Below are 26,596 nucleotides of genomic sequence, written 5' to 3'. Positions count from 1 at the left end.
TTCGGGAGCCTTCCTAGGGCGTCGGCGCGGGAACGAACCCGTCGATACGGGTGCCGATGCCACCCCTTCGCGCCTCGTCCCGGACAAAGCCGGCCAGCGCCAGGTCCAGGACGCCGAGGCCGAACGGGGAGTACACGAGCGGCTTTCCGGCTTCCGGTTCCAGCCGGGCGGTGCCGCGCAGCAGTGCGCCGATGGAGGCGTCGACGAAGTCGCGCCCCCCGGTGTGCTGCTCCGCGAGGTGCGGTGAGGTCTGCTCACGGCACACGTGGTCGGCGTCGTCGACGATGTTGTGCGCGCCGAGTACGGCGGGCACGGTGAGGTCGCGCAGCGAGATGTGGAGCACGACGGTGCCGGGCGGGCAGGCGTCCAGGCCGGTGTACGGCGAGGCCGACGTCGTCGCGAAGGACACCAGGTCGTGGGCGGCCAGCGCCTCGTCGAGCGTGGCGCAGTGGCGGATCTTCGCGCCCGGCAGCAGCCTTGCGTGGTCCGCGGTGAAGCGCTTGGCCCGCTCCATGTCCGTGTCGTGGACGGCGAGGGAGTCGAGCTCGGGCCGCTCGGCGGCCAGGAAGCGCAGCACCTCGCGGTTGATGACACCGGTGCCGATGAGCGTGATCCCGGACGGCCTGCGGTCGCCGAGGAGCATCCGTGCGCCGAGCGCGGCCGATGCCGCGGTGCGCATGGCGGAGATCAGGGAGCCCTCGATGAGCGCCTCGGGGTGTCCGGTCTCCAGCGAGTTCAGCAGGACGGCGGCGCTGGCCCGCTGCAGCCCGGCGGCGACGTTGCCGGGGAAGGAGGAGATCCACTTCATTCCGGCGACTTCGGTGTCGCCCCCGAGGTAGCCGGGGAGGCCGATGATCCGGTCCCTGGGACGGTCGGGGAAACGCAGGAAGACGGAGTGCGGGAGGACCGTGCGGCCCTCGTCGTGGCGCTTGTACGCCTCGGCGACGAGGTCGATGACCTCCTTCTCGCGTCCGGCCAGCAGCCCGGCCACTTCACCGTGCTTGATGATCAGCATGCGCCCACCGCCAATGTGTGTTCGGGTTCGTTCCACAGATGTGAGACCTCTCCGAAGTGGGCGCGCACCCAGTCGTCGGAGTAGATGGTGTCGAGATAGCGGTCGCCGCGGTCGGGGAAGATCATCACGCAGTTGCTGCCGGCCGGAATGCGGTCGGCCATCTTCCCGAGTGCGGCGGTCACCGCCCCCGACGAGCCGCCCGCGAGGATCGCCTCACGGTGCGTCAGGGTCCGGCAGGCGACGACGCAGTCGAGGTCGTTGACGAGCACGACCTCGTCGGCCAGCGTCGGGTCGAACAGCGGGGGCTTGATCGCCGCCCCGTGTCCGGGCAGCAGCCGCGGGCCCGAAGGGCCGCCGAACAGCACGCTGCCCATGGCGTCGACCCCGACCAGCGTGGTGGAGAGTCCGCGCTCCCGGATGTACTGGGCGCAGCCCGTCATGGTGCCGCCGGTACCGGTCGAACAGAACAGGTAGTCCACCCGGTCGTCCAGCGCTTCGGCGATCTCCCGCATGGTCTGCACATGGGCCCGGGGGTTGAGCGGGTTGGCGTACTGGTTGGGCCAGTACGCGCCGGGTGTCGCGGCCACCAGTTCGCGTACCCGCGCCAGGCGCATGGGCAGATAGGCGCGGGTGTCCGGGTCGACCTCGGTCACCATCTCGACCGTGACCCGGTAGGCGCGCAGGATCGCCAGGTTCTGCTGGGTGGTCTTGGGGTCGACGACGCAGATGAAGTCGATTCCGAAGTACCGGCAGATCTGCGCGATGCCGATCGCCAGGTTTCCGGAGCTCGATTCCACGACCGTGGACCTGCCGGGTACCAGTTCCCCGCTGCGGATCCTGCCGAGCAGCATCGACAGCGCCGACCTGTCCTTGACGCTGCCGCCGGGGTTGAAGGCTTCGAGCTTCGCGAAGACGCGGGACCCGAAGCGGGGCAGCAGCCCGCCGAGTTCGACGAGGTGCGTGTTGCCCACACCGTCGAGAATGCCGCGGAGCACGGGTTGCTTCATGATCCGTCGCCGGCGTTGCTGCCCAGGGCGAGCAGTGAACGCTTCTGGGCGGCGTCCGTCAGCGGGATCCGGGAGACCGGGCGCTCGGGTGTGTCCCCGGCGGCGGTCATGAAGCGGATGAGCTGGTCGAACAGCCGGTCCATGGTGTCCCGTTCGAAGAGCGCCGTGTCGTAGCGCAGGGCGATGGTGAGCCCCTGCACGTCACGGGTGACTTCGAAGGTGATGTCGCACTGGCCCTCGAGGTGCGGGATCTCCAGGTACGTGGTGGTCAGACCGGCCACGTCGAGGGGTACGCCGGCGACCGCACCGGCCAGCTCGGAACCGAAGCGGTCCGTGGTGACCATGGTCATGGAGATACGGAACAGCGGTCCGGACGCCGCGGCGGCCTGTGCGACCAGCGGGAACGGGTACGTGGCCCGCGCGGTCGCCTGCCTGAGGCGGTCGTTGGCCGCGGCCGTCACCTCGCCCAGCGGGGTGTTCCTGTCGAACACGGCCCTGATGAGCACCGGGTTGACGTAGTAGCCGACGACGTCCTTGGCGGCCGAGCGGCGCACCGAGGCCGGGCAGGCGATGAGGAAGTCGGTCTGGCCGGTCCAGCGGTTCAGCAGGGCCTGCAGGGAGCCGAGCGCCAGGGCGAACTGCGAGATCTCCTGTTCGGCGGCGGCACGCTTGAGCCGCTCCGCGAGTTCGTCGGGCAGCCGGCGTACGAGGCTGGCACCGGTGAACGACGCGACGGCCGGCCGGGGCTTGTCGGTCAGCAGCTCCGCGGGTGCGGAACCCTCGACCTGCTCCTGCCAGAACTCCGCCTGCCGTTGACCGCGCGAGGATTCGAGCAGGGCCCGCTCGCTCTCGACGAAATGGCCGTAGTCGACGGCGACGGGAGCCCAGCCGGGCTCCTTGCCCTCGGCGAACGCCTCGTACGCGGCGAGCAGGTCGCGCCACAGCATCCACTGGGAGATGGCGTCGGTCGCGATGTGGTGGGTGAGCGCCAGCAGAACGGCGTCGGTACGGCGGCGCCACAGCGCCACCCGGAACGGTCCCTCCTCCGAGAGCCGGAAGGGGGTGCCCGCCTCCGCGGCGACGAGCCGCCGCAGCTCGTCGTCGTCCGCGTCCGGTACGTCACGCACGACGAGTTCGCCGACGTCTCCGGGGTTCTTCACCAGCCGGCGGGGACTGCCGTCGGCCTCGACGTACACCGAACGCAGCATCGGGTGCCGTTCGGTGAGCGCCCGGGCCGCCCGCGCCAGGACCTCCGGGTCCGGCGCGGGCTCCATCCGGACACCACCCGCGAGGTTGTAGGTCGCGCTGTCGGGAGCCAGTTTGTGGAGCAGCCATAGCCCCTCCTGGCCCACCGACAGGGGCATCGCCCCGCCTATGGGGTCCGTGTGGCCCATGGGTCAGACTCCTGCCTTGTTTGCTGTCAGGAAGTCCGCGACGTCACTGACGCGCAGCAGGTCGCCGACCCGCTCGTCGGGCACTGTTTGGTTGAAGGCCTTCTCCACGGCGGCCAGCAGGTCGATGCGGGTGAGGGAGTCCATGCCGAGCTCGTCGAAGCTGGAATCGGCGGTGACCTCGCCCTCCAGGTCCGGCGCCGTACGCAGCGTGAGGTTGATGATCTCGACAATCAGTTCGTCTCTGGTCATGGCCTTCGTCTCTCGATAGGTGTGTGCGCGTGGATGTGCGTGCGGGGGGAGTGCGGGGGTCTTGGGGGTTCGCCGGAGCCGGTCACGGCATCCGGACGACCTGGCCGGCGTACGTCAGGCCGGCACCGAAGCCGAGCAGCAGGACGTTCTCGCCGGGGGTGCTGCGGCCGCTCTCCTTGAGCCTGCTCAGCGCCAGCGGCACGGAGGCCGCGGAGGTGTTCCCGGTCTCGACGACGTCGTTGACGACGCGCTCCGGCGGGAGGTCCAGGTTCGCGGCGAGCGTCTTGATGATCCGGTTGTTGGCCTGGTGCGGCACGAACCAGTCGATGTCCTGCATCGTGATCCCGGCGGCGGCGCACGCCCGGTGGGCGACGTCCGGCATGGTGGCCGTGGACCACTTGTAGACGAGCGGGCCGTTCATGGTGACGTACTCCCGGCCGTCCGCCTTCTCGGTGATGCCGAGCACGTCGTGCCGTGCGCCGTCGCTGCCCCAGACCGCCGGGCCGATGCCGGGCTGGTCCGAGCGGGAGACCACCGCGGCTCCGGCACCGTCACCGAAGATGACGAAGGTGTCGGGGTCGGCGGGGTCGATCCACTCGCTGGTCCGCTCGGCGCCGACGACCAGGACGTTGCGCGCCTCGCCCAGACGCACGGCGTTGGACGCCATGGCCAGCGAGTACGTGAAGCCGGCACAGACCGCGTTGAGGTCGTACGCACCCGAGTTGGGCAGTCCGATACGGCTCGCCACCTCGGGGGCGATGCCGGGCATACGGCGACGGCGGGTGGCGCTCGCGACGATCGTCAGGTCCACCTCGCCCGGGTCGATGTCGGCCGAGACGACGGCCTTCTCGCCCGCGGCCGCCGACATCGTGACCAGGTCCTCCTCGTCGGAGGCGTGGTGACGGGTCTTGATGCCGGTCCGGCTCTCCATCCACTGCGGCGAGACCGTCGTCAGCGGTGCCAGTTCCTCGTTGGACACCAGCCTGGCCGGCCGGTACACGGCCAGTCCGGAGATCCGTGATCCGTACGTCTCGAACTCGAACATGTCTCCCTCAACTCCCCATAGATCCGTCAGCCGTCAGGCGTCGGACGGCTCTGCCATGGCCACGGCGATGCGCCGCGGTCCGGTGAACGGCTCGCGCGCGTGCGCGGCGAGCATGTTGTCGACGACCAGGACGTCGTCGCGCTGCCAGTCGAAGCGGACCGCAGCCGACCGGTAGGCGGCGCGCAGGTGGTCCGTCACCTCGTCGGGGATGACCCCGCCGTCCCCGTAGAAGGTGTTCGTGGGCAGGTCCTCATCGGCGAAGATCGCGCGCAGACCGGCACCGACCTCCGGGGCCAGGGTGCTGACGTGGAAGAACGTCGCGTGGTTGAACCACACTTCCTCGCCGGTGACCGGATGGCGGTGCACCGCCTGCCGTACCGCGGTCGTGCGCAGACCGCCGTCGGGCCGCCACTCCGCCTCGATCCTGCGTTCCTTGCAGTACGCCACGACGGCGTCCTTGTCCGAGGTGTTGAAGGCCTCCTGCCACGGCACTCCGAACCCGGCGTGGAAGTTGCGCACGACCTGCCAGCCGCGCGCCTCGAACTCCACGCGCACCTGCGGGTCGACGGACCTGAGCACCTGGCGGATGTCGGCGAGCGGGGTGGCGCCCTGCGTGACGGGCGGCTCGACGCAGAAGAAGTACAGCGTCCGCGGCCAGACCGCCTGGTAGGAGTTCTCGTTGTGGAGGAAGATCTCCTCGTTCTGCGGATAGTCGGTCGAGGTGTAGACCTGCCCCTTGATGGTGCTGCGGGGCGAGGAGCGCTCGGCGTACGCCAGCGGCGGCGTGCCGGAGAACGCCCGGACGGTGCCGTCGAAGCCGTCGACACCGCCGACCTCGAATCCGCGCAGCAGCAGTGCGCCGCGCTGGGTGAGCAGCTCGCGCAGCTCCGCCCGGTTCTCGGTGATGTAGCCGTGGATGCCGGTGCCGGGGGCCGCGGGACGTCGCATCCCGGGCACGGTCCCGCTCCCCACCCAGCCGGCGGGTGTCTCTTCCGAGGTGATGGTCATGGTCAGCTCGCTCCGTGGTCGAAGAAGTCGGGGCAGCCCTTGGGGCCGGGGCGTCAGTCGGACATCGCCACGAGGACGCGGCGGTCCCCGGTGAACGGCCGCCGGCCGTGGGCCAGCAGGACGTTGTCGATGAGCAGCAGATCGCCCGTGCGCCAGTCGACGTCCACGGCCGCCTCCAGCCCGCGGTCGCGGACCTGGGCGACGTACTCGGGGGGAATCGGGCTGCCGTCGGCGAACCGCACCGACTGCGGCAGCTCGTCCTCGGACAGGATCTGCGCGAGCTCGGCCGCGGTGTCGTCACCGAGACCGGCCGGGTGCCACTGGTCGGCCTGGTTGAACCACACCTCGGCGCCGGTGACGGGGTGCCTGGTCGTGGACGGGCGGTGGGACTCCACGCGCAGACTCCCGTCGCGCCGCCAGTCCCACTCGGCTCCGGCGTTCTTCAGGAACGCCTCCACGTCGGCCCGTTCGTCGGTCTCGAAGGTGTCCTGCCAGCTCTTTCCGAGTCCGTAGCCGTCGTGCAGGTTCTGCACGTAGCGCACGCCGCCGGCGAAGGCCTCACGGACCTCCGGGTCCAGGACGGCGAGCCAGCGCTCGGCGTCCAGCACCGGGGTGGCGCCGCCGGAGCCCGGCTGCACCTGGCAGAAGAAGGCCAGGCGGGACGGCCAGGCGTGGGCGTAACTCATCTCGTTGTGCATCGAGATGGTGAATTCCTGCGGGTACTCCGTCGAGGTGTAGACGTTGCCGCCGACCTTGGTGCGCGGCGAGTTGCCGTGCACGTACGCCAGCCGGTTCGGCAGCAGCCGGTCCAGGGCCGTGTCCAGCGTCTGCGGGGTGATCCCGAAGCCGCGGAAGACGAGCGCCTTCTCCTTGACCAGGGTCCCGGCCAGGCCGAGTTCCAGTTCCTCCAGGCGGCTCAGCAGTTCGCCGGTCCCGCCCTCATCCTTCGCTTCGATCTCCAGTGGTGCCCAGGACGTCGGACTCGTCACGGCGCCGCTCCTCTCGCTGTTGTGGTGAAGCCTTCGGCTATCCGGCCCGCAGGCCGGACGGGATCCGAGCCAGCCGCCCCGCGATGTCCGCGGTCAGCTCCGCCTCCCGGGGGGCAAGGTAGAAGTGGTCCCCGGGGAACGACCGCACCGCGAAGGCGCCGGTCGTCAACTCCCCCCAGGCCAGCAACTGTTCGTAGGAGATGCCCGGATCCCTGTCGCCCTGGTACGCGACGATCGGAGCGCGCAGCGCCACCGGGCTGTGCGGGTGGTAGGTCTCGATGAGCTTGTAGTCGGAGCGCAGCACGGGCAGCAGCAGCTCACGCAGTTCCGGGACCGCGTACGGGTCGCCGCCCAGGGTGCCCAGCCGGGACACCCCGGCGACCAGGACGTCGTCGGCGGCCCGGTGCAGGGTCGTGGGAGACGTCCGGTGCGGGGCGTTGCGCCCCGAGAGCAGGACCCGGACCGGGCCCTCGCCCGCACCGGCCTCCTGACGCACCGCCACCTCGTAGGCCACCGCGGCGCCCATGCTGTGGCCGAAGAAGGCCATCGGCAGGTCGCCGTAGGGGACGAGCGCCTCGGAGATCCGGCCGGCCAGCTCGTCCATCGACTCGATGCACGGCTCGCCCATCCGCTCCTGCCTGCCCGGGTACCGGACGGCGAGGACCTCGATGTCGGCGGGAAGCCGCGAGGGCCAGCCGTGGAACAGCTGGGCGTTGCCGCCGGCGTGCGGGAAGCAGACCAGCCGCAGCCGCGGTTCGCCCGTCCGCGCATACCTGCGGAACCAGGTCTCCGAGGAGGCACTCACAGCGCCATGCCCCCGTCGATCCGGACCACCTGGCCGGTGATGTACTCGGCCTGCGGGGAAGCCAGGAAGGAGACCAGCGAGGCCACTTGCTCGGGGGTGCCGAAGCAGCCCATCGGGATGCGGGTCAGGGCGTCCTTGGCGACGGCCTCCGGCACACCGGCGACCATCTCCGTGTCGATGAACCCCGGTGCGACTGCGTTGGCACGCACTCCGTAGCGGCCGAACTCCTTGGCCAGCGCCTGCGTCAGACCGATGATCCCGGCCTTCGAGGCCGAGTAGTTCGTCTGTCCGGCGTTGCCGACGACCCCGGCCACGGAGGAGAGGGTGACGACCGTGCCCGCACGGCGCCGGATCATCGAACGGACCACGGAGCGCAGCAGGTTGTACGTTCCGTCGAGGTTGGTGCGCAGCACCGAGTCCCACTCGTCGTCCGACATCAGCGCCAGCGGCCTGTCGCGGGTGATCCCCGCGGAGGTGACGACCGCCGACACCGGTCCCAGCCCCGCCTCGACGTCCGCGACGAACGACCGGACGCCGACCCGGTCGGCGACGTCGACGCGGCGGATCAGTGCCCGCCTGCCCGCCGCCAGGATCTCCTTCTCGACCTGTTCCGCCGCCGCGTCGTCGGAGCGGTAGCAGATGGCCACGTCGAACCCGTCCCGTGCGAGCCGGGTGGCCACCGCCCGCCCGATCCCGCGCGACCCCCCGGTCACCAGTGCCACCTGTGCCTCTTGGTCCGGCATGCTGCCCCCATCCGTTCGAATGAGTCGAGCGTGCGTTCACTGGCTATATCTGGCCTATACGGCATCCAGCGCCGCTCGAGGGCGCGCGCCGGAGCCCGGTACCGTGACCGTTCATGACCTTGCTTCCGACCGGTGGTCCTGCTCTCGCGGGCCTACTGGCCCCGCTGCTTCCCCCGCTGGTCACCGCCGTCGACACCTTCCTCGACAGCCCCGACCCCTTCCTGTTCCCCGAGGAGGAGGCCCTGGTGGCCAGGGCCGTGGCCAAGCGGAAGCACGAATTCACCACGGTCCGCCACTGTGCCCGCACCGCTCTGGCCAGTTATGGCTTGCCTCCCGCACCGATCCTCCCGGGCACCGGGGGCGCGCCGCGCTGGCCCGACGGCATGGTCGGCAGCCTCACGCACTGCGACGGATACCGGGCGGCTGCCGTCGCCGAGAACACGACGCTGGCCTCCCTCGGCATCGACGCCGAACCGGCCGAACCACTGAGCGACGAGGGATCGCTGAACCTCGTCACCCTCCCCGCCGAACGCACCGCGCTGCGCGAACTGGCCGCCCACCGGCCGGGAATCCCCTGGGACAGGCTGCTGTTCAGCGCCAAGGAGTCCGTCTACAAGGCCTGGTCCCCGCTCACCGGCCGCTGGCTCGGTTTCCAGGACGCGCACATCACCCTGCGCCCGGACGGCACCTTCGCAGCCACCCTGCTCGTCCCGGGCACCACGACGGCCGGCCCCCCGCTCACCGGCTTCGACGGCCGCTGGCAGGTACGCGGCGGCCTCGCGCTCACCGTCGTCACCGTCCCCCCGCGCGGCAAAACCGGCACGGCGTAACCACTCCGGCGCCGAGGCGCCTCAGTTCACAGCCAGCGGCGGATCGGCAGGACCGCCGCTTCCCGAATCCGCTGCACCGGTGAGCGGCGCCTCCACCGGGTGCCGTCGATCAGCACGCTGTCGGCGCGGTCGTCCTCGAAGTGCTTGTCCAGAGTCGCGGTGAACGCCGGGTCCAGGACGGCGAGCATCACTTCCTCGTCGTGGTCCAGCGAGCGGCGGTTGAAGTTGGTCGAGCCGATCAGCGAGGCGACCCGGTCCACGGTCACCGCTTTGGTGTGCATCATCGTCGGCTGGTACTGGTAGATCTTCACACCGCAGGCGACGAGATCCTCGTAGTGGTGCTGGCCCGCCAGCTGGCAGACCCGCTTGTCCGTGTGCGGTCCGGGCAGCAGGATCTCCACGGTGACGCCCCGCGCCGCCGCGGCGCAGAGCAGCTCGACGAAGTACGTGTCGGGCGCGAAGTACGCCGTGGTGAGCCGCACCCGCTCCTCGGCGGACTCCAGGACGACCCGGAGCAGGGTCTGCATGTCCTGCCAGCCGAAGCTGGCCGAACCCCGCACCACCTGCACGATCGCGTCGCCCTGCGGCCGGAGCTCCACGAAGCGGTCGCGCTCGGTGAACAGCTCGTCGTGGCACTCCGCCCAGTTCTGGGCGAACGCGGCGGCGAGACCGTCCACCGCGGGGCCGCGCAGCTGTACATGGGTGTCGCGCCACTCGCGCTCGTTACGGGCGTCGCCGCACCACTCCTCCGCGATGCCGACGCCACCGGTGAACGCCGTCTCCTCGTCCGTCACGAGGACCTTGCGGTGGCAGCGGTGGTTCTGCTTGAGCGGCGACAGGTACAGCGGCTTGCGGAACCAGGCCACCTCCACCCCTGCCTCGTCCATCATCGCCAGCTGGTCCTTCTCGATGAGCCGGCTGCCGAAGCCGTCCAGGAGCAGCCGCACCCGCACTCCGGCGCGGGCACGCTCCGACAGCGCCTCCGCGAAGTCACGGGCTATGTCACCGCGCCAGTACACGAACGTCATCATGTCCACGGTGTGCTCAGCATCACGTATCGCGCCCAGCATCGCGGCGAATATCTCGTCGCCGTTGTGGAGGGGGACGAGGGCATTGCCCTCGGTGGCGGCGATGCCGATCAGCCGCTCCAGCCGTCGCCGCAGCCGCAGGATGCGCTCCGGGTACCCGGTGGCAGGTCTGTCGTCTGTATCGGTGGACATGGAACACCTGACCGAATCGAGGGGGCGGGGACCCGCCGACTGTACTCCGCGCCCGGATCAGTGGTCAGGCACCACCCACTGGGCCGTATCCGCCCGGTAGCGGTACTCCGGCCGCCCCGTGATGCTGCTCGTACGGAACGGCTTGCCGTTGTCGTCGATGCGCAGGGACCCGCTCCGGCTGCCGCTGCTCCACTCCAGCTCCAGGTACCAGGTCACATCGTGTCCCTCCACATGCGCGTCGAGGTTGAACACCTCCACGTCGGTGGAGCTCACCCGGTACGGGAAGTCCTTCGCCGGGACGACGGACCCGCCGTCCTGCCCCGCGACCGGCTGCGTCCAGGGTTGGCCGTCGTCCAGGTCGATGTCGAAGGACTGCGGGGTGATACCGCTCCCGCAGCCCTCCCCCATCGAGTACGCGGTCCAGGCGAGCGCCGGTTCGCGCCCCACGACCCGCACGTGCAGCCCCTTGAGCACCACCGCTTCCTTCGATGCCCCCTGGAGGGTCAGTTCGAGCATCATGTCGCCCCCGTCCACACCACCGAGGGCCCTCGCCCAGCTGCGGGCTTCCTGGGGGTCGGTCGGCGGCGGTGGCACGGTGCCCGGCTCACTGTCGAGCAGGTAGTACTGCCCGCAGGGCGACTCCCAGTTGTACGAGCTGATGACGGCGCTCACAGGGGCACCGCGGTCCTCCGCCCCGCCGCCCTGCCGCGCCGGTGAACCGGGAGGAGCGGAGGCAGAGGCGGTGGCGCTGCCTCCGGCCGACGGAGAGGCCTTCCCGCTCGGCGTCGCGGACGCGCTGCCCGTGCCTGTGCCGCTCCCGCTGCCCCGCGGCGTGACCGGGGCCGTTCCGGTGGCCGCCTCGGTGCCTTTGCCGTCGCCCGCGTCGCCGTCCGTGAGGCCACGGAACGCCAGGGCGGCGGGCACGGTGAGCGCGACGACGGCGGTCGCCGCGAGCAGGACGCGCAGCCGCCGGGACGGCCGCCGGCCGGGGGCGGGGGTGGTGGTGCCGGACGCCTCGGGTGGCGTCACGTCCTCGGCCTCCGGTCCTGATTCCGGTTCCGCGCTCTCCTGCGGAGCGGGGCGGGGCTCCGCCGTGCCGGCCGCCTCCGCCTTCCGCGCCCCCCGCCGCTTCGCGTCGTCGGCCAGGATCCACTTCCGGTGCAGACCGACCAGCTCGTCCGCCGACGCCCGGCACACCCGGGCGAAGCGTTCGACCGGCGCGTAGTCCTGTGGAACGGCGTCGCCGTTGCAGTACCGGTGAACTGTCGACGTGCTCATGTGCAGCTTCTGGGCGAGTGCTCCGTAGCTCAGCCCGGAACGCTCCTTGAGGCCACTGAGCTCTGCCGCGAAATCTTGGATCTCCGTACCCACGCCGACCGTTCCTCCCACTGATCCATCCCGGAACCGCGTTCCAGGGAGGCCTCGTTCCCCCAGGCCAGAGGGCATTCAACCGTTCCAACGTCCCGAACCACCCGGCAGCCGTTGCCACCGGGATCAGGCCCCGCACAAGATGTGGACACACCGCCGGACCGACCTTCGTCCACACCGGGAGACGCAGTGCGTACCCGCTTCGAACCGAGCCTGACCGACGCGGTCGCCGCAGGGGTACTGATCGCCGCCACGGCGACCGTCATCACACTCCTGTGGCACCTCTGACCACACGTCATTCTCCAGCACCGCCAGTACCACCCGGCGTGCCCCGAGCGGCGCCCGGACACGACAGACCTTCTGAACGGGGAGAACCACCTCATGCGCAACCGTAACTTCCGTCGCACCGCCCGCTCCTCCGCCCTCGGCACCGCCGCACTGCTGGCCGCGCTGTCGCTGACCGCCTGTCAGGAGGACGGCCAGGCAGCAGCGGACACCTCCACCCCGGCGACCGCCTCCCCGTCCGAGCAGCCTTCGGACAGCACGAAGGCGCCTGCGGACAAGGGCAACGGCAAGGACAAGGGGACCGACGGCTCGGGTGCGGAGTCCGGTTCGGGTTCCGGTTCGACCGACACCGAGCCCGCCGCGAAGCAGCCGCAGGACACGGGCGACGACAACGGACCTGTCACCCTCGCCTGCGACGGCGGCAACTCCAAGGTGACGCTCACGGCCGTGCCCCGGCCCGTCAACCACATGCTTCTCACCGTGACGAACACCGGCTCGAAGGCCTGCAACGCCTACTACTACCCGTTCCTGAAGTTCGGCGAGGCGCAGGCCGTCCCGCGGACCTTCGAGGAGAGCAAGCCGCAGGCCGTCGTCACTCTCGGCCCCGGAGAGTCCGCCTACGCCGGCGTCATGACCGCGTCCGCCGACGGAAGCGGCACGGGCGGCTACTCCACCAAGGAACTGACGGTCAGTTTCCAGGGTCGCGAAGGTTCCGGCTCCAGCGGCCCGTCCTCTGACGTACCGCTCACCAAGGCCGTCTTCGTCGACAGCACGCTGGCCGTCACGTACTGGCAGACGGGCCTGGACGACGCCCTCATGTACTGACCGCGCCGAGGGCGCACGGGTGGCACCCCCGCCGGGTGCCACCCGGAGCCGAACGGGGCGTTGTCAGTGGCGGATCCTAGAGTCACCTGCATGGCGACGCTCCCGAATCCCCTGCCCCTGCTGGACCTTCCGCCGGGCACACTCGTGGACACCACGATCGACGACCCCTGGCACGAGCCCCTGCTCTGGTACGCCGACGAGCCGGCGCAGCCGGGCGACTGGGCCCGGCTGCGGGCGACCGGCAGGCCGCTCGGCCTGCTCCCGGTGCTGGTGGACGGCGGGCGCCGCGCCCAGTGGCCCGAGGACTGGGACCTCAACCCGGCCCGGACCTCGTATCCGGGAGACCACGACGCGGAGGACGTCCTCGGCGAGTTCTGGGAGGAGTACGCCTCCGACGAACTGGAGGACGGGGCGGAGTGGCCGGGCCTGGCGCCCACCCCGTCCGCGAGCGCGTCCGAGACCCCCGACGAACTGGCCGCCGAGATAGCGGACCAGCTCACGGAGGGCGCGCGGACGGCGCTCGTGCCCGCCCGGCGCAGCGCGGACATACCAGCGGCGATCGGCTGGTCGGGCCCGCTCAACTACGAGAACGACGTGGCCCGGCTCTGCGCGGTGCTGCGCTCCTGGGAGGACCGCTTCGACATCCGGGTCGTGGTGCTCGGCTTCGACACCCTGACCGTGTCCGTGGGACGGCCTCCCACGACTCCTGCGGAGGCCAGGGCGCTGGCAGCCGAGCACTTCGCGTTCTGCCCGGACAACATCGACGCGGCCCCTCCGAACGGCCTGGACGCCTACGCCGAGAAGTACCTCCTGGGTCAGGAGACGTGGTCGTTCTGGTGGGACTGAAGCACGTTCCGCATATCGGGGACCAGGGGCGGCGGGTCAGCAGAACCAGCCGTTCTGGACCCAGCCCCGGCGGTTGATGTCGCCGTAGGCGAAGCCGTAGACCCAGTCCCCGCCGGCTTCCTCGACGAGGAAGGTCTGCCCGCGGTACAGCGTGCCCATCCAGGCCCCGTGGGGGGGCGGTGACCCGGACGAAGAGGTCCTGGGCGCAGACGGTTTCACGTTGCCCCACGGTGCCGTTCGCGGCGGTGGCGGGATTGACGGTCAGGACGGCCGTCGCGGCGGTCAGGGCCAGGACGAGGGTGGTGCGCCTGCTGGTGCGGGTCATGGGCGGTCCTTCGCGGGTGTGAGGTGTGGGGTCACCAGGATCCGAAGCCACCCAGGCATTCCTGCCTGACGAAGCCCCAGTCGTTGGGGCCGAAGTCGAAGGTGGCCGCCCATCCGTTGTAGACGGGGTGGGCGCCGCGGGTGTGTCCGACCTTGTCACCGCGCAGCAGGGTCCGTTTGAGTCCGGCCGGTCCGGAGGAACTGTCGTAGTTCGCGTAGAAGCTGGCGCTGTCGCAGACGATGACGGCGTGATCCGGCACCGTCGGATCCGCGTGCGCGGATCCGGTGGAGATCAGGGCAAGGACAAGGGCAGCGGTCAGGGACAGGGCAGGACCCAGTCGTGTCGTGGCCATGACAGTCATGATGGGGCGTGGCCGCCGTCCCGTCGAGAGGGCCCGGTAGTGCGTCCCGCGCACGGGCCGGCCTTGAGTAGGAGCACTCATGTGCCGGGGCCGGCTGCCGCGTTGAATCGGGTGCATGCCCGATGACACGCCCGATCCGCTCGGCACCCGCGCCCCGAAGGCCTGGACAGCTCCTCTGGTCTCCACGGTCGTCACTCTGCCGGGAGCCGCTCTCGCCCTGTTCTTCGGCGGACTCTCCCCCATGGCCTGCGACTCGTGCGAAGGCGCCCAGGAAGACCGGTTCACCCGCAGCTTCGACTCCGGATGGGCGGTGCTGTGCACGGGACTCGTACTCGCCCTGGCCGTTCTGGTGGCGAGCTGGGCCCTGCCGTGGCACCGACGGCATGCGGCGAACCGCGTGGTGCTCGCGATGACCGCGCCTGCCGTCGTGCTCTGCGCCTTCATCGCGTTCGTGGCCCTCGTCGACTGGCCCTGACGCGATGCGCTCAAGGCGCTCGGAGCCTGAGGTCCGAACACCGGGCAGGCGTCCGGACCTCAGAGGAACCGTGAACTGGCCACGGGACCCGGTGACCGCAGTCGGGCCCGATCGCCCTGGAGCCACGTGGCGCGCACGGCCGAGACGAAGTCCGTGAGCTTCTCGACGGGATCGGCGGGCGCCGACCCGTCCCCACCGTCGGGCGTCGGATCGGCCCCCACGATGTCCGCGGCGATCTCCGCCTCCGGCCTCCCGTCGGCCTCCCCGCGCTCCGCTGCGCCGTCGTCGCCCAGCCGAAGGACCTCCCCCCACGGAGGCACGACCGACTGGTGGAGCAGCGAGACGCTGTCGGCGGAGACGACGGGCGGGTCGGTCCAGCAGCTCGCGTGCTCGTGCAGCACCTGCCCCGGCACCCGGCTGAAGAGCTGCCCGAGCAGTTCGGGGCCCTGGTCCACTCCCGCGGTGTCGTTGAGGTCGTAGGCGATCACGACGGTGTCCTCCCGTCCGGCCTCGAATGGCTCCGCCGGGAGGCCCAGTACCCCGGCGGCGGCCAGACCCAGGATGCGGCTCCCCCGGTCCGGCAGCAGGGACACCGAACGAGGCCGTACCCCGGCTGCTGCGAGCACCGACTTCAACCGCAACAAGCCCTGCAGGCACTGGTCGTGGGAGTCCTGGAACCACGCGTACCGGCCGGTCATCCCCGCGTCGTACCCGTGCGGGGACAGCGTGCCCAGCATGGTGCCGCCCATGACGTACTGCCAGCCGCGGAGGTCCGAGTGGTCCAGCGGGCTCACCGGCCCGGCGGTCGCGGCACGCCCCAGGACACGGTTCTGCCGGTCCCACGCACCCCGCCAGGTGTCGTCGGCAGGGGCGGGCAGACGCGCGTGCTGACGGCGGGCCAGCTCCAGGTCACCTGCCAGAACGGCGTTGAAGACCAGGAGATAGCGATCGGGCCAGTCACCGAGGCCGTCCTCCTGCGCGAGCAGTGCGTCGACGGCATCACGGTGCCGGCCCTCGTCCTCGTACGCGGAGACCAGCTCACGCAGCATGCCGGAGGAACCCGGCGCCAGGCGCAGCGCCTCCTGCAGCGCGGGTATCGCCAGGTAGGACACACCGCGTTCGACGCAGGCGTACCCGTAGTCGTAGAGCGGGCGCACCCGGCCGGGGTTCGCGGCCAGAGCCGTCGCGGCCTTGCGGAGGTCGTCGAACCCGGCCGCCTCGGCGGCCCGGCCGACCACGGTCGCGACCTCCTCCAGCGGCGCCGAGGGTGCCTGCCGCAGCCTGCGCAGCGCACCCGGGACGTCACCTCCGTCGAGGCAGGCCCGGGCCTCGGCCAGTTCGGGGGACGTGGGACGGCGATTCCTGCGCGAGAACATGCGGGCGATCCTCCCCGTAACCGGGGGCACCCTCAACCGAATTGATCACCGGCGAGGGTTCCGCCCCGGCACGGGACCGGGTCAGCGCCGCAGCCGCTGCGCGACCTCCGTCGCCCAGTACGTCAGGATCATCTGCGCACCCGCACGCCGGATCCCCGTCAGGCTCTCCAGGATCGCCGCGTCCCGGTCGATCCAGCCCTTCTCCGCGGCGGCCTCGATCATCGCGTACTCACCGCTGATCTGGTACGCGGCCACCGGCACGTCCACCGCGTCGGCGACCCTCGCGAGGACGTCCAGGTACGGTCCGGCGGGCTTGACCATGACCATGTCGGCGCCCTCCTCCAGGTCGAGCGCCAGCTCGCGCATCGACTCACGGATGTTCGCCGGGTCCTGCTGGTACGTCTTACGGTCACCCTTGAGCGAGGAGCCCACCGCCTCACGGAACGGCCCGTAGAACGCGGAGGAGTACTTCGCGGTGTAGGCGAGGATCGACACGTCCTCGTACCCGGTCTGGTCCAGCGCGTCGCGGACCACTCCGACCTGGCCGTCCATCATGCCGCTGGGACCCACCACATGGGCGCCCGCGTCCGCCTGCACCTGGGCCATCTCGGCGTACCGCTCCAGCGTGGCGTCGTTGTCGACGCGGCCGTCCTCGGTCAGCACGCCGCAGTGGCCGTGGTCGGTGTACTCGTCCAGGCAGAGGTCGGACATGACCACGAGGTCGTCGCCCACCTCTTCCCGCACCGCCCGCAGAGCGACCTGGAGGATGCCGTCCGGGTCGGTGCCCGCGGTGCCGCGGGCGTCCTTCTTCTCGTCCAGCGGGACACCGAAGAGCATGATCCCGGAGACACCGGCCGCGACCGCGTCGACCGCGGCCTTCCGCAGGGTGTCCAGGGTGTGCTGCTGCACGCCTGGCATGGCCGAGATGGCAACCGGGGCGTCGATGCCCTCGCGCACGAACGCGGGAAGGATCAGATTCGCGGGGTCCAGCCGGGTCTCGGCGACCATGCGCCGCATGACGGGCGTCGTCCGCAGCCGCCGGGGCCGCGAGCCGGGGAAGTTTCCGTAATCGGTCATCCTCCGAGACTAGACCCGCACACATCACCGGTTTACCGACAGCCGAGCCGGAAAAACGGACCCACGAAAAAGGGCCCGGCCGCTTCACGAGGAAGCAGCCGGGCCCGCACATCCGGTACCGATACTCAGGTGGTCGTCCGACGGCGTCTCGCACCCGGGCGCCGCTCGCTCGGACGCGTCACCGGGTCACCGGCCTCCTTTGCCGCGTCCCGGCGCTGCGCGCCGAAGTCCGCCAGCGCCTGGGCCAGCTTGTGGACCGACGGCTCCGGAGACAGGACGTCGACCCGCAGGCCGTGCTCCTCGGCGGTCTTCGCCGTGGCGGGACCGATGCACGCGATCACCGTCACGTTGTGCGGCTTGCCCGCGATACCGACCAGGTTGCGGACCGTCGAGGACGAGGTGAAGAGCACCGCGTCGAAGCCGCCGCCCTTGATCGCCTCACGGGTGTCGGCCGGCGGCGGCGAAGCGCGGACCGTGCGGTACGCGGTGACGTCGTCGACCTCCCAGCCGAGCTCGATCAGCCCGGCCACCAGCGTCTCCGTGGCGATGTCGGCACGCGGCAGGAACACCCGGTCGATCGGGTCGAAGACCGGGTCGTACGGCGGCCAGTCCTCCAGCAGACCGGCGGCGGACTGCTCGCCGGAGGGCACCAGATCCGGCTTCACACCGAAGTCGATCAGCGCGGCGGCAGTCTGCTCGCCGACGGCCGCGACCTTGATCCCCGCGAAGGCACGGGCATCGAGCCCGTACTCCTCGAACTTCTCCCGTACGGCCTTCACCGCGTTCACCGAGGTGAAGGCGATCCACTCGTACCGGCCGGTGACCAGACCCTTGACCGCACGCTCCATCTGCTGGGGCGTACGCGGCGGCTCGACGGCGATCGTCGGGACCTCGTGCGGTACGGCACCGTACGAACGCAGCTGGTCGGAGAGCGACGCCGCCTGCTCCTTCGTACGCGGCACGAGCACCTTCCAGCCGAACAGCGGCTTGGACTCGAACCACGACAGCTGGTCACGCTGGGCGGCAGAGCTTCGCTCCCCGACCACGGCTATGACGGGCTGGTGCCCGTCCGGCGAGGGGAGGACCTTGGCCTGCTTGAGGACCTGGGCGATCGTCCCGAGCGTCGCCGTCCAGGTGCGCTGGCGCGTCGTCGTTCCCGCGATCGTCACCGTCAGCGGGGTGTCGGGCTTGCGGCCCGCCGAGACCAGCTCCCCGGCGGCCGCGGCCACCGAGTCGAGCGACGTGGACACGACGGCCGTCGCATCGCTCGCGCCGACCTCGGACCAGCAGCGGTCCGAGGCGGTACGGGCGTCGACGAAGCGCACATCGGCGCCCTGCGCGTCACGCAGCGGCACACCGGCGTACGCGGACACGCCGACGGCGTTCGCCACACCCGGCACGACCTCGAAAGGCACGCCCGCGGCGGCGCAGGCGAGCATCTCCACGCCCGTGTTCCCGTCCAGACCGGGGTCGCCGGCGACGGCACGGACAACCCGCCTGCCACCCTTCGCGGCCTCCATGACAAGATTGGCGGCGTCCCTGAGAACGGGTACCCCGACGGCTGTTGACGACATGTCAACAACCGTCAGCTCAGGGGTGCTTACCCCTGCCCGCGCATGGCAGCGAACGACGTCGAGGACGTCGGGTTCGGCCACAAGGACGTCCGCGCTCGCGAGCGCCTCGACGGCGCGCAGAGTCAGCAGTCCCGGGTCGCCGGGACCGGCGCCGAGGAAGGTGACGTGCCCTGCGGACAGGACCGGAAAATCGGATGCGGCGGGGCCGTTGGGGCTCAAAGTGCTCGCTCCCCCATAAGACCGGCCGCACCCTTGGCGAGCATCTCGGCCGCGAGCTCGCGACCGAGGGCCGCCGCGTCGTCGTGCGACGTGGGGACGGGACCGGTGATGGACAGCTGCACCAGGGAGGCGCCGTCGGTGGAACCGACGACACCGCGCAGGCGCAGTTCGTTGACAGTCTGCCCGTCGACCAGGAGGTCGGCCAGCGCACCCACAGGTGCGGAACAGCCGGCCTCCAGGGCGGCGAGCAGGGCGCGCTCGGCGGTCACGGCGACCCGGGTGTACGGGTCGTCGAGCTCGGCGAGCGCCGCGGCGAGGTCCGCGCTGGTTGCAGCGCATTCGATCGCCAGTGCTCCCTGACCGGGAGCGGGCAGGACGGTGTCGACCGGCAGGAAGTCGGTCACCTCACCGGTCCGGCCGAGGCGGCTGAGCCCTGCGGCGGCGAGTACCACCGCGTCCAGCTCCCCGCTTCGTACAAAACCGATACGCGTATCGACGTTGCCCCGGATCGCCACGGTCTCGATGTCGAGGCCGTGCGACCGGGCGTACGCGTTGAGCTGCGCCATGCGGCGCGGCGAGCCGGTGCCGATACGGGCACCGGACGGCAGTTGCGCGAAGGTCAGCCCGTCCCGGGCCACCAGTACGTCGCGCGGATCCTCGCGCTCCGGTACGGCGGCCAGGACGAGGCCCTCCGGCTGTGCGGTCGGCAGGTCCTTGAGCGAGTGGACGGCGAAGTCCACCTCGCCGCGCAGCAGCGCCTCGCGCAGCGCGACGACGAACACGCCGGTCCCGCCGATCTGCGCCAGGTGCTCCCGGGACGTGTCTCCGTACGTGGTGATCTCGACGAGCTCGACGGCGCGCCCGGTCACCTCACGGACCGCATCAGCGACCATGCCGGACTGCGCCATGGCTAGCTTGCTGCGCCGGGTGCCGAGCCGGAGCGGCTTCGTGGTCTCCCCACCCAGGGGTGAGTTGTCGGTCATGACCGCCCTCTATTCGGGTCGTTCAGGTCTGCCCGGGAGACGGCGGCCACCGTCTGCGGGTCGAGGTCGAAGAGTTCGCGCAGCGCATCGGCGTACCCGGCGCCACCGGGCTCGCTGGCGAGCTGCTTGACCCGCACGGTGGGCGCGTGCAGGAGCTTGTCGACGACGCGGCGCACGGTCTGCGTGATCTCGGCGCGCTGCTTCTCGTCCAGGTCGGGAAGGCGTCCGTCGAGCCGCGCGATCTCGCCGGCCACCACATCGGCGGCCATGGTGCGCAGGGCGACGACGGTCGGGGTGATGTGGGCGGCACGCTGGGCGGCGCCGAAGGCAGCCACCTCGTCGGCGACGATGGTGCGCACCTGGTCCACATCGGCGGCCATCGGGGCGTCCGCGGACGCCTCCGCGAGCGACTCGATGTCGACGAGGCGCACACCGTCGATGCGGTGGGCCGCCCCGTCGATGTCCCTCGGCATGGCGAGGTCGAGCAGGGCGAGCCGCGCGGTCCCGGAGGCCGGGGCCTGCACGGGTACCCGGCGCACGGCCCGGTCCTGCGCGGCGGCGGTGGCGGAACCGTTCTCCACCCACGCGGCATGCTGGTCCAGGTCCGCGGGGGCGGCCGCGGCGCGGGCCGCGGACGGCTCCGCGGCGGTGTCGAAGTCGACGCCGAGCGCCCCGGCGACGGCCTCGGCGGTCAGGACGAGCCCGGTCGCGCCGGTACAGGAGACGACCACGTCGGCACGTGTCAGTTCGTCCGGCACTGCGGTCATCTCCACAGCCCGTGCCGTCGCCCCGCCGCTCTGGGCGAGGATCTCGACGAGCCGGTCGGCACGGCCCCGGGTCCGGTTGGCGACGACGATCTCGGCGACACCGGTACGGACGAGGGTCGCGGCGGCCAGGGAGGACATCGAGCCCGCGCCGATCACCAGGGCGCGCTTGCCCGCGGCCCATTCGGTGACCTCGGTACCGTCCGCGAGCTGCTCGAGGCCGAACGTGACGAGCGACTGCCCGGCCCGGTCGATCCCGGTCTCGCTGTGGGCGCGCTTACCGACCCGCAGCGCCTGCTGGAACAGGTCGTTCAGCAGCCGTCCCGCGGTGTGGAGCTCCTGGCCCAGCGCGAGCGCGTCCTTGATCTGGCCGAGGATCTGGCCCTCGCCGACGACCATCGAGTCCAGCCCGCACGCCACCGAGAAGAGGTGGTGGACGGCGCGGTCCTCGTAGTGCACATAGAGATAGGGAGTGAGCTCGTCCAGGCCGACGCCGCTGTGCTGCGCGAGCAGCGTGGACAGCTCGGCGACACCCGCGTGGAACTTGTCCACGTCCGCGTACAGCTCGATGCGGTTGCAGGTGGCAAGCACCGCTCCCTCGGTCGCGGGTTCCGCGGCGAGGGTGTCCTGGAGCAGCTTCGTCTGCGCCTCGGGCGACAGCGACGCCCGCTCCAGCACGGAGACGGGGGCGCTGCGGTGGCTCAGTCCTACGACAAGGAGGCTCATGCCGGCATCACGGCGGGCATGTCCCCGTCGGGTCCCTTCCGGCTCACGGGAGTGGCGCGCATCGGAGGCGCCTCGTCGGCGTCGTCGTCCGCGGCCGCGTTGCCTTCGGCGGCGGCTCCCTCGCCGGCCTTGCGCTGCTCGTGGAAGGCGAGGATCTGCAGCTCGATCGAGAGGTCGACCTTGCGCACGTCGACGCCTTCGGGCACGGAGAGCACGGTCGGCGCGAAGTTCAGGATGGAGGTCACACCCGCGGCGACGAGCCGGTCGCAGACCTGCTGGGCCGCGCCGGGCGGGGTGGTGATGACGCCGATGGACACACCGTTGTCGCTGATGATCCGGTCCAGGTCGTCGGTGTGCTGGACGGCGATACCGGCGACGGGCGTACCCGCCATGGCCGGGTCGGCGTCGATCAGCGCGGCGACCCGGAAACCACGGGAGGCGAAGCCGCCGTAGTTGGCGAGCGCGGCGCCGAGGTTACCGATACCGACGATGGCGACCGGCCAGTCCTGGGTGAGCCCGAGTTCACGGGAGATCTGGTAGACGAGATACTCGACGTCGTACCCGACTCCACGCGTGCCGTAGGACCCCAGGTAGCTGAAGTCCTTGCGCAGCTTGGCGGAGTTGACCCCCGCCGCCGCGGCGAGCTCCTCGGAGGAGACCGTGGGCACCGAGCGCTCGGAGAGCGCGGTCAGTGCGCGGAGGTACAGCGGAAGCCGGGCGACGGTGGCCTCGGGAATTCCTCGGCTACGGGTCGCCGGTCGGTGAGTTCGGCCAGTTGCCACGGTGCTCCTGCGGGATGAGCGGGGCTGCAGGCGGCCGTATGTCCCAAGACCGCCCCGTCGAATGCAGGCTATGTCTTTGTGAACGCGTGCACAAAGATAGTGTCCGTTTTGTCTGGTCAAAGTGACCGGGGTCACGCATATTCCTCGCGCGGTCCCGGAACCCGGGACCGCATCAGCCCGTTGCAGGCCCGAAGGGGGCAAAGCGGTACACACTCCTCATGTCCACGCCCCCGAGACCACTCAAAACGCCCATGATGTTAACCGGGTTTCGTCTAGGTACCCAGTGCCGTGCGCAACCTCGCCGGGTCCACCCGCCAGAACGTGTGCTGTTCGTCATCGATCAGGACCACCGGAATCTGCTCCCAGTACTCCTTGTACAGCTCCTCGTCCTCGGTGATGTCCTTCTCCACCCAGGACGCGCCGGTCTCCTCACAGACGGCGCGCACCACGAGTCGCGCATCGTCACAGAGGTGACAGCCGGGCTTCCCCACGAGGGTCACCACCCGGTCGGCAGGCTTCTTCTTCGTACGCCGCAACAAGGCACTCATGCCTCCATTCTGCGCCGCTCCGCACCACTCCCGGGGTCACCCGTTTAACGCGGCGGTCCCGGAGAGTTCACACGGTCGCATCCCGCCAGGTCGGGAAGGACCGAACAGAATCGCTATGCTCACGACATGGCCGCTCTTGGATGGCTCACCCCCCGCAGGCGCCCCGCGACAGCACGGAGCGTGCTGGCAGGCGAGGCAGCAGCCGAGGCAGCGCGGAAGTCGACACTTCCCGCCGACGAGTCCCTTCTCCCCGCAGACGCCGCGGATCTGCTGACCGCGGCCGAAGGCGACGGGGAGCCCGTGTTCCCGGTGGCCGGGGACGACCGGGCCGCCGCCTTCTTCGACCTCGACAACACCGTGATGCAGGGCGCCGCGATCTTCCACTTCGGCCGCGGCCTCTACAAGCGGAAGTTCTTCCAGCGCCGCGAACTGACACGGTTCGCCTGGCAGCAGGCCTGGTTCAGGCTGGCCGGCGTCGAGGACCCCGAACACATGCAGGACGCCCGCGACAGCGCCCTGTCCATCGTCAAGGGCCACCGTGTCGCCGAGCTGATGTCCATCGGCGAGGAGATCTACGACGAGTACATGGCCGACCGCATCTGGCCCGGCACGCGCGCCCTCGCCCAGGCACACCTCGACGCGGGGCAGAAGGTCTGGCTGGTCACGGCCGCCCCGGTGGAGACCGCCACGATCATCGCCCGCCGCCTCGGCCTGACCGGCGCACTGGGCACCGTCGCCGAATCGGTGGACGGCGTCTACACCGGCCGCCTGGTCGGTGAACCCCTGCACGGCCCGGCCAAGGCCGAGGCGGTACGCGCACTGGCTGCGGCCGAGGGCCTGGACCTCGACCGCTGCGCCGCGTACAGCGACTCGCACAACGACATCCCCATGCTGTCGCTGGTCGGCCACCCGTACGCGATCAACCCGGACACCAAGCTCCGCAAGCACGCCCGCGCCCTGGACTGGCGCCTGCGCGACTACCGCACCGGCCGCAAGGCCGCCAAGGTCGGCATCCCGGCCGCCGCCGGTGTGGGCGCCCTGGCCGGTGGCACCGCGGCCGCGGTCGCGCTCCACCGCCGCCGCCGCTGACCCCTCCGCCGGCCCGCCTCCACCACTGACCTGCGCCGCCGCCGGCCCATGCCCCGAGGCTGCGGGCCGGCGGGCCACGCCCGGGGACGTACGGCCAATCGGGAGGGCGGAGCCGCCCGCACCCGCTCACCCCTCCGGCCAGTCGGATTGACGTCGAGCGACCACAACCCGTCGCGCCCGCAGGCAGATCACGAAGCATTTCGATCAATAAGCGGTCACGATGTGCGACTTACTCCGTCACTTAGAGGTTACAGAAGCGACGGAATCGATGATTTGAGCAACTGGGTGTAGCCCGGCCTGTACGAAGCGTTATTCTCCTCAGACGCACAAGGAGCCCGCCACCCGCTACCACGAGTGACGGTTTTCGAACTGCACGTGATGGAAGCTCTGCCTCTGGGAGTCCCGTGTACCCACACGTCGGGGTTGACACCTCGGGCCTGGCTACGCTGCGCGCAACGGTCCTCGACCACTTGCGCGGCTTCGTCCCCACCGCGTACGCCGTCCCCGCATTTGCCACCCCTGCACCTGCCGGCCCTTGCTACGCGCTGGCCGAACGCAGCGCGGCGGTCGGAAGACGCAGCAACCGCGGCGCCACGACCACGTCAGCCGTTCGCCGGCCCACAGCCGACAGCGACAGCGCGCGCATGATGGATCTTGTCGAGCGCGCACAGGCCGGTGAGGCCGAGGCCTTCGGCCGCCTGTACGACCAGTACAGCGACACCGTGTACCGGTACATCTACTACCGCGTGGGAGGGAAGGCGACAGCGGAGGACCTCACCAGCGAGACGTTCCTGCGCGCTCTCCGCCGCATCTCCACCTTTACCTGGCAGGGCCGCGACTTCGGTGCCTGGCTGGTCACGATCGCCCGGAACCTGGTCGCCGACCACTTCAAATCCAGTCGTTTCCGACTGGAAGTGACCACCGGCGAAATGCTCGACGCGAACGAGGTCGCGCGCAGCCCCGAGGACTCCGTCCTGGAGTCCCTCTCCAACGCCGCACTGCTGCAAGCCGTGCGACGACTCAATCCTCAACAGCAGGAGTGCGTCACCCTCCGCTTCCTGCAAGGGCTCTCGGTCGCCGAAACGGCCCGTGTCATGGGCAAGAACGAGGGCGCGATCAAAACCCTGCAGTACCGCGCCGTCCGAACACTCGCCCGACTCCTGCCCGACGACGCCCGTTGAGATCACCACGGGTGACGGACCGCTACACCATGGGTGACGGGTACGTGACACACTGGTCCGATCATCCTTCGTCCGTAACCCAAACGCCGCGCCACTCGTTGTGCCGGATGCAGGCCCCCTGTCGTCGCACCGCGACCCGCAGTCCACTCGCTCGATCGTGTGGAAACGCGTCCGGTGCGCAACCTTCCGGACGCTCAGGGGAGTCGACCGTCATGACGAGAGGAGGTGCCGCCAGTGATCGCAAACGTTTCGGCACACCGGCGGGCGAACGCCTTCGCCCAGGCCCTGGAGGAGCAGTCGCCCCAGGGTGCGGCGGCCGTACAGCCCGAGGAACCGGCCGAACCGGCCGACCACGGAACGCTGTTGGCCCTGGCGAACGGCCTCGGTGAGCTACCGAAGCCGCAATTGGATCCCGAGGTCAAAGTGGTGCAGCGAGCCCAGCTCGTCGCCGCCATGGAGACCATGTTCGCCGAGGGCGGTGCGTCCACGGGCCCTACCGTGCCCGAACAACGGGGCAGGGGGGCCCACCGGGCCTCCCCGCTCCGGAAATTGCGCCCTCGCTCCCGCTGGGCGAAGGGCCTCACCGCGGGGGGACTCACCGTCGGTGTGGCCGCAGGAGCTTTCGGCGGAGTGGCCGCTGCCAGTTCCGACGCCCTGCCGGGTGATTCCCTGTACGGGCTGAAGCGCGGCATGGAGGACATCAATCTCACCATGGCCAACGGCGATGCCGACCGGGGCGAGGTCTACCTCGACCAGGCATCGACCCGCCTCAGCGAAGCCCGCCGCCTCATGGAGCGGGCCCGCTCGGGCGAGATGGACCACGAGTCCCTGGGGGAGGTCAGACGCACGCTCAACGGCATGACCCACGACGCCACCGAGGGACACCGGCTGCTCCACTCCGCCTACCAGCGGGACGGCGCCATCGGGCCGATCCAGACACTGGACTCCTTCTCCCGCTCGCACCGCGCGAGCTGGAGCAGTCTCCGTGACCGGCTGCCCGTGCAACTGACCGACATCGGCGACAAGGTCAGCTCCGTCTTCGACGCCATGGACCAGGAGGTCGCACCGCTCCAGGCCCTGCTCCCCCGTACCCCGGGCACGAGCGAGGAAGGGACGCAGCCCGAATCCCCGGACGGCACCGGCCCCTCCGGCGCGGACCGCCCGGCACCCTCGTCCACGGCCCCGGACGGCGGCCCGGCCGGCAGCACCACGCCCAAGCCGTCCGGATCCGGCAGCACTCCGGCCGACGGCCTGATCAACGGCGGTACGGACGGCCTGCTCGACGACCTCCCGACGGACGACGGCACCCCGTCGTCCCCGGGCGGCGAGGACGGCGCGTCCGAAGCACCGGATGTGACCCTGCCTCCGCTGCTCCCCGGCCTGCTCCCAGGCCTGGGTATCGACGGCGAGGACCTCAAGCCGTAGGCGAAGCGCGGAAGAACGCATGTGAAGGGGGGCCGTCCGGATCCGGACGGCCCCCCTTCACA

At 70.7% G+C, this 26,596-nt stretch carries 27 protein-coding genes; 7 read left to right on the top strand and 20 right to left on the bottom strand.

What is annotated here, in order from left to right:
- Positions 1-13: 13 nt before the first annotated feature.
- From sbnB to fabG, 9 genes are all read right to left on the bottom strand, one after another.
- A complete protein-coding gene (sbnB, locus tag ACFQ6X_RS25915) occupies positions 14-1,015 on the bottom strand; it encodes a 2,3-diaminopropionate biosynthesis protein SbnB (protein WP_383184785.1) in 1,002 nt (333 codons plus the stop codon).
- Positions 1,009-2,022, bottom strand: a complete 1,014-nt coding sequence (sbnA, locus tag ACFQ6X_RS25910) for a 2,3-diaminopropionate biosynthesis protein SbnA (protein ID WP_329209906.1) — start codon at positions 2,020-2,022, stop codon at positions 1,009-1,011. Before sbnA ends, sbnB begins: the two co-directional genes overlap by 7 nt.
- The gene (locus ACFQ6X_RS25905; protein ID WP_383184783.1) at positions 2,019-3,416 is read right to left on the bottom strand and encodes a condensation domain-containing protein; all 1,398 of its coding nucleotides are present in this window, start codon (positions 3,414-3,416) and stop codon (positions 2,019-2,021) included. Before ACFQ6X_RS25905 ends, sbnA begins: the two co-directional genes overlap by 4 nt.
- Before the next feature lie 3 nt (positions 3,417-3,419).
- Positions 3,420-3,665, bottom strand: a complete 246-nt coding sequence (locus ACFQ6X_RS25900) for a phosphopantetheine-binding protein (protein WP_329209902.1) — start codon at positions 3,663-3,665, stop codon at positions 3,420-3,422.
- 82 nt (positions 3,666-3,747) lie between these two features.
- The gene (locus ACFQ6X_RS25895; RefSeq protein ID WP_329209900.1) at positions 3,748-4,710 is read right to left on the bottom strand and encodes a beta-ketoacyl-ACP synthase III; all 963 of its coding nucleotides are present in this window, start codon (positions 4,708-4,710) and stop codon (positions 3,748-3,750) included.
- A gap of 33 nt (positions 4,711-4,743) precedes the next feature.
- A complete protein-coding gene (locus tag ACFQ6X_RS25890; RefSeq protein WP_383184872.1) occupies positions 4,744-5,658 on the bottom strand; it encodes a TauD/TfdA family dioxygenase in 915 nt (304 codons plus the stop codon).
- Positions 5,659-5,771: 113 nt separating this feature from the next.
- Positions 5,772-6,707, bottom strand: coding sequence for a TauD/TfdA family dioxygenase (locus ACFQ6X_RS25885; protein WP_383184781.1), 936 nt, complete (start codon positions 6,705-6,707; stop codon positions 5,772-5,774).
- Positions 6,708-6,744: 37 nt separating this feature from the next.
- Positions 6,745-7,512: a thioesterase II family protein gene (locus ACFQ6X_RS25880; RefSeq protein ID WP_383184780.1), complete on the bottom strand. Its 768-nt coding sequence runs from the start codon at positions 7,510-7,512 to the stop codon at positions 6,745-6,747.
- Positions 7,509-8,255, bottom strand: a complete 747-nt coding sequence (gene fabG, locus ACFQ6X_RS25875) for a 3-oxoacyl-[acyl-carrier-protein] reductase (RefSeq protein WP_329209894.1) — start codon at positions 8,253-8,255, stop codon at positions 7,509-7,511. Before fabG ends, ACFQ6X_RS25880 begins: the two co-directional genes overlap by 4 nt.
- A gap of 113 nt (positions 8,256-8,368) precedes the next feature.
- Between fabG and ACFQ6X_RS25870 the strand changes: the two genes are divergently transcribed.
- Complete coding sequence (locus ACFQ6X_RS25870) at positions 8,369-9,085, top strand: 4'-phosphopantetheinyl transferase (RefSeq protein WP_383184778.1); 717 nt, start codon at positions 8,369-8,371, stop codon at positions 9,083-9,085.
- 26 nt (positions 9,086-9,111) lie between these two features.
- On the opposite strand, the gene ACFQ6X_RS25865 is transcribed toward ACFQ6X_RS25870, so the two are convergent.
- A complete protein-coding gene (locus tag ACFQ6X_RS25865) occupies positions 9,112-10,305 on the bottom strand; it encodes a phosphatidylserine/phosphatidylglycerophosphate/cardiolipin synthase family protein (RefSeq protein ID WP_383184777.1) in 1,194 nt (397 codons plus the stop codon).
- A 57-nt stretch (positions 10,306-10,362) separates the two neighbouring features.
- Complete coding sequence (locus ACFQ6X_RS25860; RefSeq protein ID WP_383184776.1) at positions 10,363-11,676, bottom strand: helix-turn-helix domain-containing protein; 1,314 nt, start codon at positions 11,674-11,676, stop codon at positions 10,363-10,365.
- A gap of 378 nt (positions 11,677-12,054) precedes the next feature.
- Here ACFQ6X_RS25860 and ACFQ6X_RS25855 point away from each other — a divergent pair, with 378 nt between their 5' ends.
- Positions 12,055-12,783 (top strand): DUF4232 domain-containing protein, encoded by a 729-nt coding sequence (locus ACFQ6X_RS25855; RefSeq protein WP_383184774.1) that lies wholly within the window; start codon positions 12,055-12,057, stop codon positions 12,781-12,783.
- Positions 12,784-12,873: 90 nt separating this feature from the next.
- Positions 12,874-13,629 (top strand): DUF4253 domain-containing protein, encoded by a 756-nt coding sequence (locus ACFQ6X_RS25850; RefSeq protein WP_383184772.1) that lies wholly within the window; start codon positions 12,874-12,876, stop codon positions 13,627-13,629.
- Between the two features lie 36 nt (positions 13,630-13,665).
- On the opposite strand, the gene ACFQ6X_RS25845 is transcribed toward ACFQ6X_RS25850, so the two are convergent.
- Both ACFQ6X_RS25845 and ACFQ6X_RS25840 read right to left on the bottom strand, forming a co-directional pair.
- Positions 13,666-13,788, bottom strand: coding sequence for a hypothetical protein (locus tag ACFQ6X_RS25845; RefSeq protein WP_383184770.1), 123 nt, complete (start codon positions 13,786-13,788; stop codon positions 13,666-13,668).
- A gap of 197 nt (positions 13,789-13,985) precedes the next feature.
- Positions 13,986-14,306: a hypothetical protein gene (locus ACFQ6X_RS25840; RefSeq protein ID WP_383184769.1), complete on the bottom strand. Its 321-nt coding sequence runs from the start codon at positions 14,304-14,306 to the stop codon at positions 13,986-13,988.
- A 124-nt stretch (positions 14,307-14,430) separates the two neighbouring features.
- Between ACFQ6X_RS25840 and ACFQ6X_RS25835 the strand changes: the two genes are divergently transcribed.
- Positions 14,431-14,790 carry a hypothetical protein gene (locus ACFQ6X_RS25835; RefSeq protein ID WP_383184767.1) on the top strand — a complete coding sequence of 120 codons (360 nt, stop codon included), beginning with the start codon at positions 14,431-14,433 and terminating at the stop codon, positions 14,788-14,790.
- A gap of 59 nt (positions 14,791-14,849) precedes the next feature.
- Here ACFQ6X_RS25835 and ACFQ6X_RS25830 read toward each other — a convergent pair whose 3' ends face one another.
- From ACFQ6X_RS25830 to ACFQ6X_RS25800, 7 genes are all read right to left on the bottom strand, one after another.
- Entirely contained in the window at positions 14,850-16,166 is a 1,317-nt protein-coding gene (locus ACFQ6X_RS25830) for a hypothetical protein (protein WP_383184766.1), read from the bottom strand.
- A gap of 81 nt (positions 16,167-16,247) precedes the next feature.
- Positions 16,248-17,243 carry a porphobilinogen synthase gene (gene hemB, locus ACFQ6X_RS25825; RefSeq protein WP_383184765.1) on the bottom strand — a complete coding sequence of 332 codons (996 nt, stop codon included), beginning with the start codon at positions 17,241-17,243 and terminating at the stop codon, positions 16,248-16,250.
- A 125-nt stretch (positions 17,244-17,368) separates the two neighbouring features.
- Positions 17,369-19,036: a bifunctional uroporphyrinogen-III C-methyltransferase/uroporphyrinogen-III synthase gene (locus ACFQ6X_RS25820; protein WP_356429709.1), complete on the bottom strand. Its 1,668-nt coding sequence runs from the start codon at positions 19,034-19,036 to the stop codon at positions 17,369-17,371.
- On the bottom strand, positions 19,033-20,019 hold the full coding sequence (gene hemC / locus ACFQ6X_RS25815) for a hydroxymethylbilane synthase (RefSeq protein ID WP_383184763.1): 987 nt from the start codon (positions 20,017-20,019) through the stop codon (positions 19,033-19,035). The genes ACFQ6X_RS25820 and hemC overlap by 4 nt, the downstream gene beginning before the upstream one ends.
- Positions 20,016-21,509, bottom strand: a complete 1,494-nt coding sequence (locus ACFQ6X_RS25810) for a glutamyl-tRNA reductase (RefSeq protein ID WP_383184762.1) — start codon at positions 21,507-21,509, stop codon at positions 20,016-20,018. The genes hemC and ACFQ6X_RS25810 overlap by 4 nt, the downstream gene beginning before the upstream one ends.
- On the bottom strand, positions 21,506-22,291 hold the full coding sequence (locus tag ACFQ6X_RS25805) for a redox-sensing transcriptional repressor Rex (protein WP_383184761.1): 786 nt from the start codon (positions 22,289-22,291) through the stop codon (positions 21,506-21,508). The genes ACFQ6X_RS25810 and ACFQ6X_RS25805 overlap by 4 nt, the downstream gene beginning before the upstream one ends.
- Before the next feature lie 272 nt (positions 22,292-22,563).
- On the bottom strand, positions 22,564-22,839 hold the full coding sequence (locus tag ACFQ6X_RS25800; RefSeq protein WP_383184760.1) for a glutaredoxin family protein: 276 nt from the start codon (positions 22,837-22,839) through the stop codon (positions 22,564-22,566).
- A gap of 126 nt (positions 22,840-22,965) precedes the next feature.
- On the opposite strand from ACFQ6X_RS25800, the gene ACFQ6X_RS25795 reads away from it, so the two are divergent.
- From ACFQ6X_RS25795 to ACFQ6X_RS25785, 3 genes are all read left to right on the top strand, one after another.
- Entirely contained in the window at positions 22,966-23,928 is a 963-nt protein-coding gene (locus ACFQ6X_RS25795; RefSeq protein WP_383184759.1) for an HAD family hydrolase, read from the top strand.
- A 404-nt stretch (positions 23,929-24,332) separates the two neighbouring features.
- Positions 24,333-25,109, top strand: coding sequence for an ECF subfamily RNA polymerase sigma factor, BldN family (locus ACFQ6X_RS25790; RefSeq protein WP_329209862.1), 777 nt, complete (start codon positions 24,333-24,335; stop codon positions 25,107-25,109).
- Positions 25,110-25,343: 234 nt separating this feature from the next.
- Positions 25,344-26,534: a DUF5667 domain-containing protein gene (locus ACFQ6X_RS25785; protein WP_383184758.1), complete on the top strand. Its 1,191-nt coding sequence runs from the start codon at positions 25,344-25,346 to the stop codon at positions 26,532-26,534.
- Positions 26,535-26,596: the final 62 nt, after the last annotated feature.

The organism is Streptomyces sp. NPDC056452 (assembly GCF_042796085.1).
Lineage (GTDB): Bacteria > Actinomycetota > Actinomycetes > Streptomycetales > Streptomycetaceae > Streptomyces.
Note: the sequence above shows the minus strand (reverse complement) of the source record. Positions and strands in the feature narration are given on the sequence as shown.

What these genes read in the sequence shown, in the direction of transcription:
- sbnB (WP_383184785.1), bottom strand. Translation starts at nt 1,015, where the DNA reads ATGCTGATCATCAAGCACGGTGAAGTGGCCGGGCTGCTGGCCGGACGC.
- sbnA (WP_329209906.1), bottom strand. Translation starts at nt 2,022, where the DNA reads ATGAAGCAACCCGTGCTCCGCGGCATTCTCGACGGTGTGGGCAACACG.
- ACFQ6X_RS25905 (WP_383184783.1), bottom strand. Translation starts at nt 3,416, where the DNA reads ATGGGCCACACGGACCCCATAGGCGGGGCGATGCCCCTGTCGGTGGGC.
- ACFQ6X_RS25900 (WP_329209902.1), bottom strand. Translation starts at nt 3,665, where the DNA reads ATGACCAGAGACGAACTGATTGTCGAGATCATCAACCTCACGCTGCGT.
- ACFQ6X_RS25895 (WP_329209900.1), bottom strand. Translation starts at nt 4,710, where the DNA reads ATGTTCGAGTTCGAGACGTACGGATCACGGATCTCCGGACTGGCCGTG.
- ACFQ6X_RS25890 (WP_383184872.1), bottom strand. Translation starts at nt 5,658, where the DNA reads ATGCGACGTCCCGCGGCCCCCGGCACCGGCATCCACGGCTACATCACC.
- fabG (WP_329209894.1), bottom strand. Translation starts at nt 8,255, where the DNA reads ATGCCGGACCAAGAGGCACAGGTGGCACTGGTGACCGGGGGGTCGCGC.
- ACFQ6X_RS25870 (WP_383184778.1), top strand. Translation starts at nt 8,369, where the DNA reads ATGACCTTGCTTCCGACCGGTGGTCCTGCTCTCGCGGGCCTACTGGCC.
- ACFQ6X_RS25865 (WP_383184777.1), bottom strand. Translation starts at nt 10,305, where the DNA reads ATGTCCACCGATACAGACGACAGACCTGCCACCGGGTACCCGGAGCGC.
- ACFQ6X_RS25855 (WP_383184774.1), top strand. Translation starts at nt 12,055, where the DNA reads ATGCGCAACCGTAACTTCCGTCGCACCGCCCGCTCCTCCGCCCTCGGC.
- ACFQ6X_RS25850 (WP_383184772.1), top strand. Translation starts at nt 12,874, where the DNA reads ATGGCGACGCTCCCGAATCCCCTGCCCCTGCTGGACCTTCCGCCGGGC.
- ACFQ6X_RS25845 (WP_383184770.1), bottom strand. Translation starts at nt 13,788, where the DNA reads ATGGGCACGCTGTACCGCGGGCAGACCTTCCTCGTCGAGGAAGCCGGC.
- ACFQ6X_RS25840 (WP_383184769.1), bottom strand. Translation starts at nt 14,306, where the DNA reads ATGGCCACGACACGACTGGGTCCTGCCCTGTCCCTGACCGCTGCCCTT.
- ACFQ6X_RS25835 (WP_383184767.1), top strand. Translation starts at nt 14,431, where the DNA reads ATGCCCGATGACACGCCCGATCCGCTCGGCACCCGCGCCCCGAAGGCC.
- ACFQ6X_RS25830 (WP_383184766.1), bottom strand. Translation starts at nt 16,166, where the DNA reads ATGTTCTCGCGCAGGAATCGCCGTCCCACGTCCCCCGAACTGGCCGAG.
- hemB (WP_383184765.1), bottom strand. Translation starts at nt 17,243, where the DNA reads ATGACCGATTACGGAAACTTCCCCGGCTCGCGGCCCCGGCGGCTGCGG.
- hemC (WP_383184763.1), bottom strand. Translation starts at nt 20,019, where the DNA reads ATGACCGACAACTCACCCCTGGGTGGGGAGACCACGAAGCCGCTCCGG.
- ACFQ6X_RS25810 (WP_383184762.1), bottom strand. Translation starts at nt 21,509, where the DNA reads ATGAGCCTCCTTGTCGTAGGACTGAGCCACCGCAGCGCCCCCGTCTCC.
- ACFQ6X_RS25800 (WP_383184760.1), bottom strand. Translation starts at nt 22,839, where the DNA reads ATGAGTGCCTTGTTGCGGCGTACGAAGAAGAAGCCTGCCGACCGGGTG.
- ACFQ6X_RS25795 (WP_383184759.1), top strand. Translation starts at nt 22,966, where the DNA reads ATGGCCGCTCTTGGATGGCTCACCCCCCGCAGGCGCCCCGCGACAGCA.